General features: G+C 58.7%; 20 protein-coding genes. 2 read left to right on the forward strand and 18 right to left on the reverse strand.

Translation table 11 applies throughout. The annotated features are described in order from the left end of the window. Window positions 1–107 precede the first annotated feature (107 nt). The 8 genes from WKF55_08025 to WKF55_08060 all read right to left on the reverse strand — a co-directional run bounded on the left by WKF55_08025 (window position 108) and on the right by WKF55_08060 (window position 4,148). The gene (locus tag WKF55_08025; protein ID MEJ7759529.1) at window positions 108–431 is read right to left on the reverse strand and encodes a hypothetical protein; all 324 of its coding nucleotides are present in this window, start codon (window positions 429–431) and stop codon (window positions 108–110) included. Window positions 432–614: 183 nt separating this feature from the next. Further along, the gene (locus WKF55_08030; protein MEJ7759530.1) at window positions 615–1,073 is read right to left on the reverse strand and encodes a DNA alkylation repair protein; all 459 of its coding nucleotides are present in this window, start codon (window positions 1,071–1,073) and stop codon (window positions 615–617) included. A gap of 1 nt (window position 1,074) precedes the next feature. After that, a complete protein-coding gene (locus WKF55_08035) occupies window positions 1,075–1,638 on the reverse strand; it encodes a GNAT family N-acetyltransferase (protein ID MEJ7759531.1) in 564 nt (187 codons plus the stop codon). Next, window positions 1,625–2,155 (reverse strand): dihydrofolate reductase family protein, encoded by a 531-nt coding sequence (locus WKF55_08040; GenBank protein MEJ7759532.1) that lies wholly within the window; start codon window positions 2,153–2,155, stop codon window positions 1,625–1,627. The genes WKF55_08035 and WKF55_08040 overlap by 14 nt, the downstream gene beginning before the upstream one ends. A 192-nt stretch (window positions 2,156–2,347) precedes the next feature. After that, complete coding sequence (locus WKF55_08045) at window positions 2,348–2,659, reverse strand: BrnA antitoxin family protein (protein ID MEJ7759533.1); 312 nt, start codon at window positions 2,657–2,659, stop codon at window positions 2,348–2,350. Beyond that, window positions 2,643–2,951, reverse strand: a complete 309-nt coding sequence (locus WKF55_08050) for a BrnT family toxin (GenBank protein ID MEJ7759534.1) — start codon at window positions 2,949–2,951, stop codon at window positions 2,643–2,645. Before WKF55_08050 ends, WKF55_08045 begins: the two co-directional genes overlap by 17 nt. A gap of 3 nt (window positions 2,952–2,954) precedes the next feature. Continuing rightward, a complete protein-coding gene (locus tag WKF55_08055; protein MEJ7759535.1) occupies window positions 2,955–3,584 on the reverse strand; it encodes a TrmH family RNA methyltransferase in 630 nt (209 codons plus the stop codon). 57 nt (window positions 3,585–3,641) lie between these two features. Further along, window positions 3,642–4,148, reverse strand: coding sequence for a nuclear transport factor 2 family protein (locus WKF55_08060; protein MEJ7759536.1), 507 nt, complete (start codon window positions 4,146–4,148; stop codon window positions 3,642–3,644). Between the two features lie 235 nt (window positions 4,149–4,383). Here WKF55_08060 and WKF55_08065 point away from each other — a divergent pair, with 235 nt between their 5' ends. Continuing rightward, window positions 4,384–4,812: a DUF6516 family protein gene (locus tag WKF55_08065; GenBank protein MEJ7759537.1), complete on the forward strand. Its 429-nt coding sequence runs from the start codon at window positions 4,384–4,386 to the stop codon at window positions 4,810–4,812. Beyond that, the gene (locus WKF55_08070; protein MEJ7759538.1) at window positions 4,809–5,327 is read left to right on the forward strand and encodes a hypothetical protein; all 519 of its coding nucleotides are present in this window, start codon (window positions 4,809–4,811) and stop codon (window positions 5,325–5,327) included. Before WKF55_08065 ends, WKF55_08070 begins: the two co-directional genes overlap by 4 nt. A 291-nt stretch (window positions 5,328–5,618) precedes the next feature. Here WKF55_08070 and WKF55_08075 read toward each other — a convergent pair whose 3' ends face one another. The 10 genes from WKF55_08075 to WKF55_08120 all read right to left on the reverse strand — a co-directional run bounded on the left by WKF55_08075 (window position 5,619) and on the right by WKF55_08120 (window position 17,898). After that, window positions 5,619–6,062 (reverse strand): hypothetical protein, encoded by a 444-nt coding sequence (locus tag WKF55_08075; GenBank protein MEJ7759539.1) that lies wholly within the window; start codon window positions 6,060–6,062, stop codon window positions 5,619–5,621. 158 nt (window positions 6,063–6,220) lie between these two features. Then, window positions 6,221–6,358, reverse strand: coding sequence for a hypothetical protein (locus tag WKF55_08080; GenBank protein ID MEJ7759540.1), 138 nt, complete (start codon window positions 6,356–6,358; stop codon window positions 6,221–6,223). Between the two features lie 181 nt (window positions 6,359–6,539). Then, window positions 6,540–6,800, reverse strand: coding sequence for a hypothetical protein (locus WKF55_08085; GenBank protein MEJ7759541.1), 261 nt, complete (start codon window positions 6,798–6,800; stop codon window positions 6,540–6,542). After that, complete coding sequence (locus WKF55_08090; GenBank protein MEJ7759542.1) at window positions 6,781–7,068, reverse strand: BrnT family toxin; 288 nt, start codon at window positions 7,066–7,068, stop codon at window positions 6,781–6,783. Before WKF55_08090 ends, WKF55_08085 begins: the two co-directional genes overlap by 20 nt. Window positions 7,069–7,176: 108 nt before the next feature. Then, window positions 7,177–8,067, reverse strand: a complete 891-nt coding sequence (locus WKF55_08095) for a hypothetical protein (protein MEJ7759543.1) — start codon at window positions 8,065–8,067, stop codon at window positions 7,177–7,179. A gap of 249 nt (window positions 8,068–8,316) precedes the next feature. Beyond that, entirely contained in the window at window positions 8,317–9,987 is a 1,671-nt protein-coding gene (locus WKF55_08100) for an AAA family ATPase (protein MEJ7759544.1), read from the reverse strand. 124 nt (window positions 9,988–10,111) lie between these two features. Then, window positions 10,112–11,005, reverse strand: coding sequence for a restriction endonuclease (locus WKF55_08105; GenBank protein ID MEJ7759545.1), 894 nt, complete (start codon window positions 11,003–11,005; stop codon window positions 10,112–10,114). Between the two features lie 253 nt (window positions 11,006–11,258). Next, window positions 11,259–14,450: a type I restriction endonuclease subunit R gene (locus tag WKF55_08110; protein MEJ7759546.1), complete on the reverse strand. Its 3,192-nt coding sequence runs from the start codon at window positions 14,448–14,450 to the stop codon at window positions 11,259–11,261. Window positions 14,451–14,461: 11 nt separating this feature from the next. Further along, window positions 14,462–16,726 (reverse strand): DUF262 domain-containing protein, encoded by a 2,265-nt coding sequence (locus WKF55_08115; GenBank protein MEJ7759547.1) that lies wholly within the window; start codon window positions 16,724–16,726, stop codon window positions 14,462–14,464. Then, window positions 16,723–17,898, reverse strand: coding sequence for a restriction endonuclease subunit S (locus WKF55_08120; protein ID MEJ7759548.1), 1,176 nt, complete (start codon window positions 17,896–17,898; stop codon window positions 16,723–16,725). The genes WKF55_08115 and WKF55_08120 overlap by 4 nt, the downstream gene beginning before the upstream one ends. Window positions 17,899–17,963: the final 65 nt, after the last annotated feature.

Genomic DNA, 17,963 nt, shown 5'->3' on the forward strand with positions numbered 1-17,963 from the left:
CGCACAAGCCGCGTCTTTGGCTGACGACCTGCCGCTATGCTGCAGACGAACCGTACTTTCGCGAGCGAAGCGAGCAACCCTGAATCGTTTGTCAGCATCAGCGTGTGTTAGGGAACGCCCGCGGAATCTGGATCTTTATCCTGGCTGGGCTCCTCACTGAATTCATCAAAGAAGACGCCGCTGGCGATTTCGCGAATCTCCGCTGCGCCAAACGGCGTCTCCGGGACATTGTCTGGAGAGGATTCTTGAAGCGTCAACCATAGAACTCGTCCCATCAACTCCTCGAGGCGCCCATGGTCAGTCGAACCGGAAACATCAGGCGCCGAAAAAATCGCAAACTCGCCCCCTCGATGAAGTTCTTCGGCGGCAGACTCGAGACCGAGGTCACCCGACAGGTAACGCTTGATGATGTTCAGAGATTTTGAGTTCATGATCCTCGTAGCTCTTCCTGACGTGCGTGCGCGTGTCTGGCGGTGGCGGCCCCACAGGATTATTGAGTCTGCCGCACCACCACGCCATTCTTCCCCAAGGAAGCCGGAGGTTACCGCGCAAAACCACTACACTGCGGGCGCTAAAGCCGGAGAAGGTCGGCGTTGCTTGTCGTCTAACGTACGTTAAGCCGAAGGCGCGACCTGTGCCAGAACACGCGCGGCTTCGGCCGGGCGTAGCACCGTCATCTTCCGGAGCCCGTCCCGGACAATCCACCGGGTGTGGGGGCTCGACTCGCGGGCCCACGCGGCGCACAACTCCAGCACGAAGTCCGGCTGCGTCCGTGTCGCATTCCGTAGTACGTTGGCTACCGACTTCTTGACGTACGGATCAGGATCTGCGCGAAGCTGCTCGAGCACCATGCGAACGTCCGAGGGCTGCCGTTGCACGAGCCCCCGCAAGCCCTCGCTGGCCGCGCGGCGCACATTCGCGTTCTGGTCCCGCGACCAAATGGCTGTTGCGGCCAGCACCGCCACCGGCTGGTCCTTGGCTAACTCCACCAGAAGCAACGGGCGAGAATCCGCGACCTTGGCAATCATCCGCTTTTGCTGGGAGAGAAACGCCCTGTTTTCAGCCTGAGGCACTTTAGGCGGCAGCCTGGCGCTCAGTGGTCGGCCCTACTGACCCGTCCCCCGCGGGCCGGTCGGCGTACATGAGAAGCGCACGGCCGTCCGGCGTGTCAACCTCGCCGGCCGCGCGAAAGCCCGCCTTCTCGTAGCATCGGATTGCCCGGCCGTTCTCGGGGGCGGGGTCGGTCTGGACGCGCGTGACTGCCTTGTCGGTGAAAAGCTTCGCAACGAATGCGCGGACCATCTCCGTCCCGAGTCCGCGCCCGAGTTGGTCGGCGTCGATCAAAAACTGATCAACCCCGCGCACTCCAGGGTCGTGCTCATCGAGCCACCAGCCCTCATGGTGAAACCCCACCGGAGCGTACGCCTGAATGAAGCCGATCGGTCGCTCGTTGCGGTAGGCGAGGTAACACCAGTGCGGAACCGCCCCGGCGAGGGTGGCTCCGTAGTCCCTCTCGATCTCGGCCAGGGACGGCGGCGCGCCCCACCACGCGGCAACATGCGGGCGCGCCAGCCAGGCGTGCATCATGGACAGGTCGCCCGCGGTGATGGGGCGGAATACGAAATCAGGCAGGAACATAGGTCAACCGGATCACAGCCTCGTCAATCCGGTCACTAGCTATCAAGCGGAGCGGCGGCCGGGGTCCAGCGAAATACGGCGTGCCGTGACCAAGGACGACGGGATGCAGATAAATTCGATATTCATCGATCAGACCAAGTTCGGTTAAGCTGTGCGCCAGGTCTGGGCCAGCAACTTCGATCTCCCCGTCGCGTTCGGCCTTGATCTCGCGGATCGCGCCCTCAAGATCTTCCTCGACAAGGTTGGCGTTGGGGCCGACCGCCTTCAAGGAGCGCGAGACGACCCACTTCGGTTGGTTTCGCCACGCCGCCGCGAAGGCGCGTTCGTCGGCATTCCATTCGGGATGGTCTTCGTCCCAGTAACGCATGATCTCATACATTCGGCGGCCGTAAACACTGCCCGCCTGCCCCTGAGCTTCCTTGATGAAGTGGCGAAATAGCGTGGGGCCGGGCGCGAACGCCATATGGTCAACGTACCCGTCCAGGGACTGATTCATTCCGAATACGAGCTTGGCCATGTTCTCTTCCTATCCTTGCGTGCGGACGTGTTGACTGCGGTATAGAATACTTCGACCTCTCAATTCGATCACCTTAGCCAACTCTTTACACCAGCCCAGTCATATCAAACGCCTTCAGTTAGCTGCGGGCGAATCATACAAAATGCGAGGCAAGCGACCATCATTGGATCGGGTCGACAGCTTCAACGAGTGTCAGGCACTCGCACGCAAACGACGCCGCGGCCGATCGCGCTCCTTGGCCACGCGTTCGGCAAGAAATACCTTGAGAAGCGACTGATACGGCACATCGCGTTCGTTTGCCAATGTGCGCAGTTCGTTCAGAAGACCTTGAGGCAATCGCAATGATATCGTAGCCGTCGAAGGACGAAGATTCGGGAACGTAACCCGTTGCGCCTTGCTCCAATCCAGGTATTCAGTTGTGTCGTGGGTCATCCAGAACGCGCCTGCCTCTTCATCCGACTTGAACTCTGGAATCGTCTTGAACTTCTTAGTGCGCCTGGTCATATGCTCGCCGCTCCTTGCGACTCATGTCGCGAACTGAAATAATGCGAATGCGTTTACCGCGAACCGTAAATGCGGCTGTAAGCAAGCGGCCGGCCGACGTCGACCCAAGCGCCACAAAGCGAGACTCCGCTGCTGAATGTGCCGGGTCATCAAAGACGAAGAGCGGAGTGTGGAAGAAAATCTCCTCAGCTTCCGCCTGCGATACTCCATGGCCGAGCATATTCTTGGCGGTGTTGGCGCCGTCCCACTCGAACCCCTCAAGCGTGGAGATGAAAGCTGGCGTATCTGCCATTAACTAAGTATATGATGGACATATACAAGGCGCAAGCGTTACTTGCAATCTCCCAATGTTCCTCAGCCAACTGCTGCGACGCTCGTTAGGTCGCGGCACGCGGCGACCTTCCTCGCGGGTAATCTTCGCACGGAGTCGATCTTGAAAGCCACGACGCTGCTTCGTGATCTCGTAGAGCACGATGCCAGACGACGTCCCGAGATTAAGACTCTCGATGATGCCGAACATAGGGATGTCCACGCAGACGACGCTCCGGTCGAGAGCGAGCGCACTGATGCCAGTCCCTTCGCTGCCAAACCAGACCGCGAGCTTGGTATACCTGGTATAATCGCCTTCGTGGAGGACAACGTTCGTGCGTCCCTTTGTATGCGGTGATGTCACTATGGACACAAAGCCGTTCTTCTCCAGGTGAGCTAGGCATCTTTCGGTGTTCGGGAACTTGCGTACGAAGCTCCACTTGATTGCCGAGGCGGAGACCGCGTTCAGGGAACGCCGCGTCCGCATCTCCTGCCAATCGCCCGGCAGCTCGTCGCTGTCGGATACCACGTACGCTTTCTCGACGCCGAGTGCGTTCACGTTGCGGATGATGGTGCCGATGTTGCGCAGATCGCCGGGATGCTCAATGACCGCAATGAGGTTCTTGCAGCGGTGCGTGCGGACTGCATCCGCGCGGGCCCTCTGGGTGGCTACTCATCCTGGCCGGCCATCCACCACCCGGCGCTGGCTTCTGAGCTGATCTACGCGCCACATGAGCCCTTGACCGCTCCTGCGAACCCAAGTCTCCCGCTGCGTGACCCATGTCTCCACATGATGCACGGCGTTGTCCGGCCTGAGAGCCATGCGATCCAGATGCTGGGACACGATAGCAAGCGCTGTATCACCTACGACGCGAAGGCTGTCGATAGTGAACTCGATGCGATTCCACTTCCTCACCCCGTTGAGGATCCCGATGGTATAAGTCTCCATCGCCGCCCGATCCCGGAACGTGCCCTCCGCATTGACGGTGTGAAAATCCGGAGCACGCAGCGCCATGACCGCCTGCACATCGTATCTCTTGAACGCCTCCGTATTGCGCTGATAGAGCGCGTCGAGCTGTCTCCGAATCGCCGCGGTGTTTGTGTCCGCCGGCGGCCGAACGACGACCGCGCCGCAACCGATGGTGAACAGCGTAGTACAAGCTAGGAAGGGGAATCGCATATACCCTGGACACGAAAGTGCGCGAAAGGGTTCGATGGCCTCCCCCGACCCATGATTCGGACGTGCTGGCTAACCGCCTTCAGCTAAGCTGCACGCCGATATAGTAAGAGCCAGCGACGTGAGCACACAATAAATCGCTTTCAGGGTGTGTTAGGCCTCGACCGCAAGAGGCGTTTCCTCTTCGGAACAAAGGATGGCATATTGCATATCATATCCTATGGTGATATGATATGATATGGCGCGAAAGAAGGCTTCTCCGGAGGGGACGGATCATGGTTTGGAACTTTTGCTCGATTACCATGGCCGGATCATGTATCTGGAAGGCGGTTATTCCATGAAGTTCGAGATTAGGCGGACGGAGGCCACGCTGGAGCGACCACGCGGACTCAGTTATTCGTTCACGCTCCACGACGAGTACAACCACCGGGTGATCGGCTTTGACAATGCTCATGCGGTCAAGCCGTCAGGCCGGGCTGCAAAACGGCCGAAAAGCTACGACCACTGGCATACGACTGCTATCGACAAGGGTCGCCCGTACAAGTTCACGGATGCGGCAACGCTGGTAGAAGATTTTTTCAGAGCTTGTGAACGTTACCTGAAGGCCAAGGGCATCACTTTAGAAGGAACCGGCGACGATTCGCCTACAGCTGGAGATGAGAAATGACTAATCCGAAGATTCAGAGCTTCCATTCTTTGCGCGACGAGATGATCGCCGTAACTAAGGGCGAGCGAGCCGCACCTATTGGCGCGGCTACTGCTACCGTGCATTCCGCCGAAGTATTGGCCAGGCTCCTGACGCGGCAGAATCGAGAACTGATGTCGACGATTCGCGACAAGAAGCCGACCTCAATTGCGGAGCTTGCCAGGCTTAGCCACCGGGCCGCGCCTAATGTTGTGAGAACTCTCGATAAGTTCGCAGCGCTAGGGCTTGTTTGCTTTCTTGCTGAGGGGCGAAGCAAAGTACCGCGCGTGGCCGCTAGAAAGATCACTATCGAAATCGATCCTTGCTCATTTAAGGATGTCATTTCGGTGACGCCCGCGGGTTCGGTAACCCGCTCGGGCAGTAACCGGCGGTCAGCTAAGACTATTAAGCGGCCCTTGGCAGCGGGAAAGGTACGAGTAGGTCGAGACAAAGAGAAAGCAGCCAGATCCAAACAAGGCGGCCTTTCTCCTCGATGAGCATCTAAACGATCAGCGGCCTGACGCTGTAAGTTAAGTTAGCGCCGTCCGTTCCATCGAAAACCCAAATGCGCCGGGACCAGCGTGTTCCTCAATAGAGCGCGAACAGAAGGCTGAGCAGCAACTCGCGATCTGCGTGACAATCGAACGAGAAAACAAGCGTCAAGAGGATTCAGCCCTTGACGCGGGGTGCCGCTTCACAGAAGCTGCGAGCGAATCTAACAAAATGCGGGCGAAGCGAGCTTTTACAAATCGCTCGTCAGCTTCAGCGCACGTTTAGGTGGCCAGCGGTTACCTATCTCCCGGCTGCTCACGGGCAATGAAGCTATGCCCGCAACTCGAACAGCACCCAGTAGCAACGATGATTTCCGCGCGGGAAGCGACCCTTGTTGGACTACCAGAACTGATAAGTGGCGCGTGACAAAACGCACATGGCATCTGAATCCGTTCGACCATGCGACGACGATAAACCCGTTCCAATCCCAGCGCCGTTGCCCCAATTGCATACATGATGAGCATGAAAAACGGATTCCAGTCATCCGCCAACCCAAAAAGTTGGCCGATGCCGATCAAGGTCACTCCCACGACCACACCACCAAGCATTCCGAGAGCGCCGAGGGAGTTCAATCGCTCGCTCTCCCGTTTGTAAACGGCGACGACGCTCGCAAGATCTTCGCGGCTTATACCAACTGCGTCTATTGAGGAAGAAGTTGCAGAGACATCGGATGCGTTCATATCATCTCACGATCGTCGTTCGTTGGCCAACGATAACGCGCCGGATGGCTTCTACTTCCCTCGAACGCCGTCCTCACGTTTCGACCCGCTCCCCGCTCAACATTGACACCAGCTGTCGTGCCCGCATCAACGCTTCGTCCATCGATTTCCGTTCGCGATCATCCGGACGACGCCGGCAACACGCCGTGATAAAGTTGCGCAACCATCGCAACACGATCCTGAGAATCCTCCCGCAACTTCGGGTCGCAGTTGCTGCCCCGCTCCAGCAACTCCTGCGACCGCTTGAACATCTCCATGGCCTCACGGCACGCTGATCGCCGGTGCCACCGCCCGTGTGTCCACCGTCGTTTCCGCCGTTATCGCCGCCAATCCAACTCCGGGGTCTGCCAACACCAAAAGTTAAGTCGCGAGCGCGTGAGATAGAACGCGGTGGCGTGGCCACCGCTACCGGAGATCGCTCGTCGGCTTCGTCGAGGGTTATGCGGTGCGGCGGCGCGACGGTCGCTTCGTCTGTCGGCTGGCTATTACGCTGGCGAGCGAGCGCAGCGCCTCGTTCACCGAGGCAGAGTTCGGGAAGAGGGCTGCAACATCAGGTTCGAGCACTACAATATTGGACCCAGCAGCGTACTGACTCGCATATGGATTGCGAACCGCGTTAGTCCAGTCGTATTCTGGCCGAATTTCGTCGGGATCCTCGGCGGGGGATCGCCGGGTGGATTTAGCGGAAGTCTTTTTCATATTTTCGCCGCTCACGCGGAGTAGCCAGGCGCGCGCTGATGATCCGGACCAGCTCATCGCCACGGTTGGTGAAAAGAACTGCGAGAAGCCGATTCTCGGACGAGCGCCCCAATAAGCGAAACCGATCCTCGTCGACCGTATGAGTCTCGTCCGCTTGAAACCAGCCGAGAGGGTCGCCAAACACGGTGGTCGCTTCCTTAAAGCCGACCCGATGCTTCTTCTCATTGGCGATCGCCTTGCGAGAGTCCCACTCGAAGGCGAGTGCCATCGTCAGAATTTACATCGAAGCCTGTGCATCCGCATACACCCCAGCTCAGTTGCAAGGGAATCACAAGAGAATGATAGCGCAGTCATTACAGATCAATCTCCCTTTCGTCTACGCCGGTATCGAATGCAACGCCTGAAATAATCGCAAGCCATCGGCACGTGTCCAGTCGGGCACGTCGCGGCCGTGGAGAACCCAATGACGGTTGGTCCGGGGAGGGCGGGGACCGCCGAAGTGGTAACCTCCGAATAATTCGTGTGTGAAACCCTCCAGCGAGGCCCATGCGAGAGTCTCTATGACCCGTCGAGAGGTGCGTCTCTTGCTGGCGCTCAGGTTCTTTGCGTTCGTCTTACGCAGTAGCGAATTCGCGGCAGCGGCTAGTGCTCCGTCCAGAATGAGGAATAACGAAGGAACGATGATCCTGAATTTTGCTTCCCGGTAAGCGTCCATACACTCCGCAAGAAGGGGCTTCCACATTTTTAACCGCTGGCTGTCGGAGAGATCATCAAATAGTTGCCGTGTTGCCCGCTCGTTGTTCGAAAGATAGTAGTCTTCGAAGGCGGCATCGTAGTCCGTTCCTGGCTGAATACCTTCAAGTAGATCAGGAAGACTGGCGACAGGAAGAATGAGAGGTAGAGTCCATCCACAGGCACCTAGGTTTCTTGCTTGTTCTTCGTAGCCCAACAAGTTGCGGTCATACGCGGCCAGCGAGATATGGAGTGAATCGAAGGTTTTACGAATCGACTCGCTCACAGCCCCGACTGCGGCCAATGCTTGCGAGGAGATTGCCTGGCCGACGAGAGACATTGTTCGCTCTGCGCTGGCCAGCACCTCTAAACTCGACGCATGAATCGGTTCCATGGCAGGAAGGTTCGGCAGCGCAAAGTTGGGTAGTCTGATATTTGGTAACTGGGTGCTTGGAGGACCGGCCTCTGCCGCGCGAACGAGGCGTTCTAGGCTTATCAATTTCTGTCGATTTCGGCCCATGCTGTCAACGCTCACGTTTAAGCTGCGAAGGCGCGCCTCGCGCCCCCTGTTGTCGTGTTGCGAGATGGCCCTGAGGACCGCATTGCGATCTGATAGTTCTGAGACTGAGGGCATGAGGATAGTGCGGTTCGCTGTCTACACCAAAGTTCAGCGGCGGTGCAGCCGCTACAAATCCATAGATCGCTTGCGTCGTTCAGCGTCAAGTCAGACGTCGGGTCGAGATGGTGAACTTAGGACACCACCTGCCACGGATAAACCCGTGATTCAGGAGGGAATCCCTTTACGCGTCGGATCGACAAGCCAAGCTTTCACCTTGGCGAGAAATTCCCAGACGTCGCCGGTCCCGGGTTTAACATAACCATCGTCAGACGGGTCTTCCCCCATTCGTCCGAACGCTGTTACGAGCCACGCGGGGCCGTGGCCGGTCGCTCCCAGCGGCTTTAACCAAGACTCTAATTCGCCGCCAGGGATTGCGAAGAGTCCGTACCCAGCGAGTTGATCAAAGAGGTTTTGTGCGGCTTCTCGATCTGGTTCGGTCAGAATTGTCAATCCGCCATCCTGCTTCATGTTTAGTCCGGTACCGTCCATCGCGAGTTTGATCGCAGAGCGCTGCGTCGCGAGCGCTCGGTGAGAAAGCTCTGGCACGTAAGCACCCGTCAGGAAGTTAGTCCACACGGTGCCTCCCTCTTTTAGCACATCGACATCGACGATGCCAGCGGCAGGAATGCCGAGCTTGCGCAAAGGCCGGAGAATCGTCGGTACCGTCTGCTTATTCTGAGCATTGATAAACAGGCAGTTAGGTATGCCCCATTCAGGCTTAAATCGAAGCAGGCGCTCGTTAACCTCCTGGTAAAACGCGCGATCGGCATCCGACTCTGCTACCACCACAAACTCATAGAACAGGCCACTCATAACGTTGGTGGAGCGAAGAAGAGGATTTCGCATAAGCTCCAAGATTTCGTTACTTGGCAGAGTCCGCGCGGTTGCGACGCCGCCACGATACGTAAGACGTATGATGTTGACGGGGGCTCCGGACTGAATGCATCCCATTACGAACATGGAACTGTGAGTCGACGCGAAGACTCGTTTCTCCGAGCCGAGAGCGGCCCTCGAGACCTCGTGCCCGAGCTTAAATGCTAGAGATGGGTGAAGAAAAGCCTCTGGCTCGTCGATAAGAAGCACGCGAGGATCGCCGGCCATCAACTCGGTGACAATTCCAGTAAATGCCTTAACCCCGTCGCTGGCCTCATCAATCGATTGTGCCGCGCCGTGAAATGTCACGGCCTGTTTGTGGATGCCCCGTTCTTCCCTCTCATTTGCCGGCGGACGAGGCGATAGTCGGATTCGGAGTTGCCCCAAGTTGGTTGGATCGAGGACAAAGTGTGTACCAAAAGCATCTGCTACGATACGACGTACCTCGTTGCGCTTCGCATTGTCTCGGAATAGAACCTGAAAGCTCGATTGGGGTTGATTTTGCAGGTCTCCGCCCGCTTGCTGGTTGACAAGGTTGATTCGGTTCCGGCCGTCGAGCATCAACGTGCTGTAAGTGAGAAACCACTGACAAAAGCCAGCAACGTTTGAGCTGGGATTCTGAATGGATTGGAGCAGGTTGGCACGATGGACCTGTTGGCGCCCTCCTCTCGCACCTACGAGGATATGATCGACTTGCAGGGCTTCGCTCGGGTTCGGCGTTAGCGTGATGTGCGAAACCGTTTCGGCAGCGGCGGTGGCGTTCAGACCCATGAACGTCAGTTCATCCAGAACGAGTGTGGTGGTGTTCTTCTGTCCGCTGCGACAGTATTGATCTATCTCACTCAGGATCCTGCTTTTGCCGGAATTGTTCGGGCCGACAAACACTGTCACCGGCGTGACCGCAATGGTCTCAGGACGAAGGCCTGGCCCGCGTCCGAATTTCAGTTGAAGAGATGAAATCATGTAGTGTCCAGAGATAGTGGTCGTGTTGGCGACGTCCAACGCTCCACCTGCAAGCGAAACAAAACACGTTGCGACCGGCGAAGCCGCCGCAGTTCCCCAGATCGCCCGTCTGGGTCAACGCACGTTATACGTCGCCGCGGAACTCAGCAAAGAACGACTCTCGAACTTCGTAGGTTTTAACGGCGTTGAGGCCAAGCTCGAGCTGAATAAACATTTCCTGAAGCTTCTGTCCGTCTACCAATTCAAGCGGAGGTACGCCATCCCGCATCGCCTCTTTCTTCGCCTCGGCGGTAAAAGTGCCAGTTGTCAAAATAATTCCCTTGTCCGCGCGCCCCTGCATGGCGCCACGAAAATCTCTGATTGTTGATGAGCCAACAGAAGAGGTGAGTCGCTTGCACTGAAATAGTACTTTGAAGCTGACAAGAGGATTGACCTGAAGGGTTCCGTAACCGTCGATGCCGCCGTCACCCGATCGCCCGGTTACTACAACCTGAACGAAGCCCGATTCTCGCAGGAGTCTTTGACAAAGGCGCTCAAAACCTTTCGGCGGTAGGCTGAAAAAAATCTCAGCGAGTCTATCCCGAAAATTTGTCGCTGGAACTTCAGTTTTTTCTGGAGCCAGCTCGTCGCCTTCGTCGGGCCGACTCCCGGCTTTCTTCTCCTTCCTGGCGTCAGCGAAGTACTTCACCCACTTACGAAAGATCTCTCGCGCCTGATCGTAGGTGACGTGCGCTGAATGGCCTTTCTCAGTGAGGCTCCAAACGCCTCGCTCTGATGAATCAATCAACTCTTCGCGCATCAGGTAGTATCGTGCCCACCCAACTTGATTCGGGAAGCGCGGACTGCCGGAGTCGAGCAACTCGTTCTGAACCGAGTCCGGAATCTTGAGATCTTCGACAATCTTCTCGATCACTTCGCTTGGCGCGCCTGAGCCTCCGAGTGCCCTCAGAGCGTCGAGCACTGGGCCGAAGTATCGGAGAAACTGAGCGCCTTCCGGCGATGCGGTCTTCTTCGTCATTGATGATCGTACGTAGGTTTGCGCTCAGTTGAGGTGCAAGCGAATCAAACGGAGTATAGCGCCGATCGCTTAGTGCGAACGCTGCGAAGGACGGCCTTCGTCAGCGCGGTACCCGCCGCAACGCCTTTATCAGGCTCCGGTAGGATGATCGCGAATGCGAAGCCGTTCGGGCTCGACGATCCACAACGTCGCGCGTAGCAGAGTGATCGTGCCGAAATTTTCGATGCGATCGACCGGCGGGGCGTTATCTGCCTCAGGGTGCGAGCGAAACTGCGTAAACGCCAGTGCCCCGCTCGGGGTAGCCTTCGTACATGTGCTCAAACACCGCCGAGCACTTTTGCTGGTACAGCGCGGGCGTGTAGGCGCGCGGGAGGCCGGAGTCCAGCGTGTCCTCGATCGCCAGCTTGAGCTGGGAACGCGCTGCGGCCTTCTGCCGCCAGTTCAGGACGAGCAACATCTTGAGCCGCTCCAACAAGTTGCGGGCGACCTTTTTTACCTCCGTGCGCTCGTCGGTAGTCAACTCGGGCGACGGCCGAGTCAGGATGTCGAAGATGACAAGTTCCTCTTCGGTCATCCGTTCGCGCACGTGCCGTTCCTGTTCTTCAGTGAGGCTGTTGCTCAGCTTCACCAGCTCCAGGAACAGATCCTCGATGCTCCGGCTGCCGGCGTTGTAGCTCTCGATGAGCGCCTCGAACTTCTCAGCGAAGTCGGCGCGCGTCCGGTTCAATTGGATGAGCCTTTCGAGATGAGCGCGAATGGCCGCCTTGAGCACCTCGAGATCTGTGTTCTTGTGTTTGGCCGCGCGGAAACGGCTGGCGAGAACCTCGAAGTTGATCTTCGACAGGTCCAGTGGAGGCGGTCCCGGGTCACGCACGACCGTCCCCGCAATTGACTGGTCGAGCAGATCGTTGATCCCTCCCATTACCTGCGAAATGTCCGTGGGATTCGGACTCAACTTCGCGCGGATCGCGCCCGTAATGGCCGCGAGGCACGCCGCTCGGCTTGCGAACTCCAGCGCCGCAGGGTCCGGCTTCACCGCGCGGTAAAGGGTGCTCACCAGCCGTTCGTTTCCAAAGAAATCCCGGCGAACCGGATCGGGCGATATCAGAGAGTTAAGGGCGTCTTCAATAAGCTGCAAGCGTTTCATGCTGCCAGCGCCAAGCTTCTCGATGTCGGCGAGCACGACCTGGTGTTGCGCACAGAACGCGGTCGCCTCGCCAACGGCATGTCGTAGATCTTCGACCAGCTCCTGCTTGTCTCTGACCGGAGTTTCGCCACCCGTTCCCGCGCCGTAGATCGCCAGTGCCTTTTCGAGCGAAGCGAAGACGTTGGCGTAGTCGACAATCACGCCGCTGTGCTTGCCCGGGAAGACGCGATTCGCTCGCGCGATTGTCTGCATCAGTGTGTGATTCCGCATCGGCTTATCCAGATACACCGTCGAGCAGCTCGGCGCGTCGAAGCCGGTGAGCCACATAGCGCAAACGAACACCAGGCGCAGTGGGTCGTCGGTGTCCTTGAACTTTTCATCGAGAGGTGGCTGCGACTGATTAATGCGCCGGCGGTGCGGCTCGATGTCGAGCCCCCTCTGCTGCATCTGCGAAATCTCGTTCTGGCTGGGCGACACGATCAGCGCCATGTCTGTGGTCGTGAGCACATCCCGGCGACGCAACAGTTCTGCCTTCTGCTCACGGCTCTCCGCCGAGGCACGCTCAGCCTGCGGCAAGTAGGCCAGTCGTCCCAGTTCCGTACCCACCCGCTCAGTCTCTGCCGCCCAGTGCTTGCGCACCTTATCGTGCATCTTGAGGGCGGTGGCCTTGTCGATGGATACCACCATCGCCTTCCCCACGAACCCTCGGCCGAGAAAGTGCCGCACGATATCCCGCGCGACGGTCTCCAGCCGGTCGTCGCGAGTGATGATCTGATACTGTCGGCCAAGTTCTCGCTCGAGCTTCGCCTCCTGATCAGGATCGAGTTCTGCTGCCTCGATGAGGTTATAGATGCCGTCGTTCAGGTCCGGGTTGACGAGCTGCAATTCCGGCGTGCGATTCTCGTAGAACAGCGGCACTGTAGCTCCGTCTTCGACCGACTGCTGGAAGTCATAAATCGAGACGTAGTCGCCGAAGACTTCCCTGGTGCGCTCTTCTCCGGCGATGAGCGGCGTACCGGTGAAGGCGAGGAAGAGCGCCCTGGGCAGCGCGGCGCGCATGTTCAGCGCCAGCGTGTCGTACTGACTGCGGTGCGCCTCGTCGGTCAACACGATGACGTCGGGCCGGTCGCAAAGCATTTCCGGCGTCTGGAACTTGTGGATGAGCGTGAAGACGTAGCGGTGGTTCCCGCGCAGCAGCTCCCGCAGATGCGCTCCGCTCGCGGCGTGGCACTCGTCGCCCTCGGCATCGCTCACCGCGCCAGTGGCCTTGAAGGTCGTGGCGATCTGGTCGTCGAGTTCCTTGCGATCGGTCACGACCACAAACGTCCAGTTGCCTTCCACCTTGCGGAGCACCTTCTGCGCGAAGAAGACCATCGCGAAGCTCTTGCCGCTGCCCTGCGTCTGCCAGAAGACGCCGGCGCGGCCATGCCCGCGCGTGCGGGCCTCGAGCATCGACGCGATGGAGTTGTTCACGCCGAGGTACTGATGGTTCTGTCCGAGAATCTTTACGAGCCCCGCCTTGTGTTCGGAGAAGAGCGTGAAGTTCTCCACGAGGTCGAGCAGCCGCGTGCGGTCGCAGGTGCCGCGGAGCATCACTTCGAGCGACACCCGGCGCGGTTCATCCTCGCGCTCGATGCGCTTCCATTCGAAGAACCGGCCCCAGTCCGCCGTGAGCGAACCAACGCGGCTATCCGTGCCGTTTGACGCGATGAGCAGCGCGTTGAACCAGAACAGCGCGGGGATCGCCTGTTTGTAGTGCGTCAGGTTTTCGTCGAAGGCGGCGCGAGCGGGCACGCCGGGCTTCTTGAGTTCGACGACTACCAGCGGCAGACCATTGACGAAGCCGACGAGGTCGGGCCGGCCGGTATAGAGCGCGCCGGTGACGCTGAGCTGGCTGACCAGCAGAAAGTCGTTGTTCTCCGGTTGCTCCCAGTCCACCACGCGCAGCCGCTCTTCCTTCTGGCCGCCGTGTTCGCGGTCGGGGAGCGAGACCCGGATGCCCGACTTCAATAGCAGGTAGACCTCGCGATTCGCCGCTTCCAGACTCATGGCCGAGCGGTCGCGGGTCAGTTCGTCGATGGCGGAGGTGATGGCCTCGGGTGGGAGGGCCGGATTCAATCCCTCCAAGGCCGCTCGCAGGCGAGAAACCAGCACCACATCGCTCTTCGTCTCGCGTGAAAGCGTGCCAGTAATGCCGAAGGTCTCTTCCAAGGCCGACACCGTCTGCCAACCAAGCTCCGCGAACAACCCGATGGCAGGTTGCTCTACGAGTTGGTTTTCGGTGTAGGCGTGGGGCATCAGTCAACGCCTCACTTGAATCGCTGCTGTATGTATTCGTGGGTGTGGCTCGCGGGCAGCGCGGGTGACGACGCGCCGGCGCGAATGAAGAACTCCTCGCCCGAAGCGTTCTTGAGGAAGACCGGCTTGCTACTGGTGGCGCACTCGATGGCGAGGATGCGCTTCTCTCCGACATCCGCGAACGTGGTCTTGATGCAGGCAAAGACAGCACCCCCCAACCGATCCTTGATCAAGTTGTCGAGATGCAGCGCCATCTTGTCTTCGCTTGTGAATTTGTCATTCTCCAGCCCCACCGCCTCGCCGCTGTCATTTACTCCCACGAATAGCGTACCGCCGCCCGAGTTAAGGAAGGCCGCCACGGTCTTGAGTACCGCGTGCTCCATTTTCGAGTCGCTCTGGCCTGTATGAGCGTTAACGCGCAGGGTGGACTTGAATTCCGTCTGCATACTTTCGCCCCTGCTGATGCGCGCCTCGAAGGTGTCCGCTTCCTGCGCGATGATCTCGCCGTGGGTCAGGCGCTTGTAGCCGTCCGCGATGACAGCGGCAATGCCAGCGCGGCGCACTGCGAGAAACTCTTGGTACTCCAGTTGCTCCCATCCCTCCGGGAGAGCGTGCCAATAGGCCTGGTCCGCGCGTTCCTTCGGCTGGAGACGGCTCCAGTATTTCGGGAGGTACTCTGACGGCGGACTGCCTGAAATGGCGACGTTGTCGTTCCACTCAACCAGCGCGTAGTTGGCAAGCTGGTTTGTCTCTCGCGTGGACGTGAACCCGAGCTCGGCGAGGTAACTTTTGGGGAAGAGGTGGTGCCTTTCGGCAGCGGATTTCGTCGACTTTACTGCGGGGTCGAGCACGTCACGGGTACGCTTCTTCGAGAACAGCGCCTTGGCATCGAATAGGTTCAGCGACGCGAAGTATGCGTACAGCAAGGGGCTGGTTGCGGACGAGGTGTCGAGACGGTTAGGCAGGGTAACCGCCCAGAAGTCTGCCGTCAGTTCGGCGACCATCACCCGTTCCACCCAAGCGAGGAACTCTTCGGACGACGAGACATTGCGAAGGGCCGCCAGATCCCTCTCCATGAGCGTCTCTGGCGAACCGCCGGTATAGCGGGAGGTGATCGCGGCCATGAAGTACCAGCGCCCAACGATCTGCCCGAGCGTATGCGGCTTCACCTTCAGGTCGACTCGGCCTATCAGGTACAGGATGTAGGTGTAGTAGATCGTAGTTTGCGAGCTGACCAGGTTTGCGCCTGTGAAGCCGCTTTGCCTGAGGATGCCGAGGAAGTCGTGCCAATGAGCGAGGTTCAGCACGTGCGCCTGCCCTTCCTGCAGTTTGGCGAATTGCTTGTCGCGCTGCACTTCGCTGAACTCCTCGGTCTCCATGTCCTTGCCGCGCAGAACGGAGTACGCAGATTTGAGACGCGCACGTCGGAACGCGATTCCGACTGCCACCCGCAACAACTGGTCGGGTGATGGATCGACGAAGTGATTGAACGGGCTTGGCCCCGATTTAGCTGGCTGGCGAGCCGCTCGGCAGAAGTCCTCCAACTCCTTACGCCCGTCCTCCCAGAAGACGGACATAAGGGTGAGGATGAAGTCGGCCTGATTGAGCTTCTTGCCTTCGCTGTTGATGCGGACGAACACCTCTGCCACCTGCTCCTCTTCGATGTTGGCGGAGAGTTGCAAGGTCGTGAAGGGGTAGCTCGTCACGTTGAAGAGCCGCTGCAAGGATTGCTCACAAGCTTTCTTCTCCTCCGCGTCAAAGCCCCGTTCGCCCTTGTCGCGGTGGGCAGCCAATTGCTCGAGATAGTCGCCGACGATGCGATACTGACTTGCCGTCGGCGAGAAGAGTCGTGATATGCTCGGCAGGTATTCCGGATCCTTGCGGATGGCCGGATTGCAGACCTCAAACGTTCCGTCGGTCGGGCGGAACGCGATCTCGATCTGCTCCGACTCGTAGTTCTCGCGCACCACGGGGATGCCTTTGAGCACGGCGTACAGGGAGGTCAGGCGCTGCTGCCCATCGACGATCAGAAGATGCGGCACCTTCTGATGACTATTCACGCCGATCTGTTTCGTCTTTTCGCCGACCTGATTTTCCCAGAACAGGAAGTAGCCAACCGGGTAGCCGCGATACATAGAGTCGAACAGATCGCGCACCTTCGCGTTCTTCCATACGAAAGGTCGCTGAATGTCCGGCAAACCGATCTCCCCCATCTCGATGTCGTCGATGAGTTTCGAGAGGGAGTAACCGACTTCTTTGAAGAGCGTGGCGGTCATGAGGTGGTGCTCGGCAGGGTGACATTGCCCGACAGCAAACGCGGCAACAGGAGGTCGCGCGTCCGGCGGAGGTTTTCTATTTGAAGGCGGAGCGTACTTGCTTGCTTCTCGAATGTGTTAGCCAGTCCGCAGAACTTGTGCAGCAAACCGGCGGGCGGCACGAGAATCTCCAGCGTGTAGGCTTGGTTGCGGCTCAATCCAGGAACAGCGGCATCGCTGTTGATGAAGTTCAGGTTCGGCAAGACGTAGGACAAGAAGCGTAGCGGAATCGACGAGGTCACAAAGAAGGCGGTGTCTATGACGAAAAAATCTTTGTCGCACCAAAAGACGCTGCCGACATTGCCCTTTCTTCCAACGATGATGCCCGGACCGTGGACCAAGCTCGCGTCGTGATAGCCAACAACACCGCTCGAACCGAAGACAGGAAAGCCGCCACCATGTCGGTCCTCTTTCTTCAGCGCCTTGCCATAGTTCAACTGGAGGACGTCGCCAAGCTTCTTCACTTGCCAGCCTTTGGGGATGTCGCCTAGGGCGGAGCCGATGCGCGGGAGCTTTTCGTGGCCGGGAAAGCGGAAGTGGACGAACCATTCGCGGTAGAGGGCGCGGGCCATCGCCTCCAGAATCCGGATGCGCCGCTGACTGTTCTTGATCAGCTCATCGTAGGCCGACAGGATGCCCCCGATCCGCCGTTGCACCGGCAGCGGGGGAACTCGGACTTTTACGTCCGCGATTCGAGACGGCGCGGTGTGTCGAATCTTCGTGCCACTGGCGGAACCGCGAAGCTGCTGACGAACCGGCTTCGAGTTGAACAGGTAGTAGATGAAGTGTTGGTCTGCCTGCTTCCGGTCGCGAATCTGGACCAGTCCGAGCCGCTGGTTGTGCAGGTAAACGCCGCTACGAGGAATGAGTGCACTGCTACCGAGCAGCCCCTCCGCTTGCTCGGTCATCGCGACGACAAGGTCGCCCTCATTCAGCACGTAGTCTTCAGGAACCGGTCCGCTATACCACCTCGCTTTGTCGCTTTTCTCCTTGAAACCGCCTTCCTCCAGAAAATTGCCGGGAGTCAAGACGACGTGCGTGCCGGTGCTGGCGAAGTATTCGCCGAGAAAGGCGTAGCCGTGCTTTACGTCAAGCAGGTCACCAAGTTTGCAGTCGCGCCACGCCGCTATCATCACGCCCCCAGAATCTCCGCCACCTTGCCGGCGATGGTTTGCCCGAGGCCGCGCGCGAGGGCCTT

The sequence above is a fragment of the Gemmatimonadaceae bacterium genome (assembly GCA_037721215.1).
Classification (GTDB): domain Bacteria; phylum Gemmatimonadota; class Gemmatimonadetes; order Gemmatimonadales; family Gemmatimonadaceae; genus UBA4720.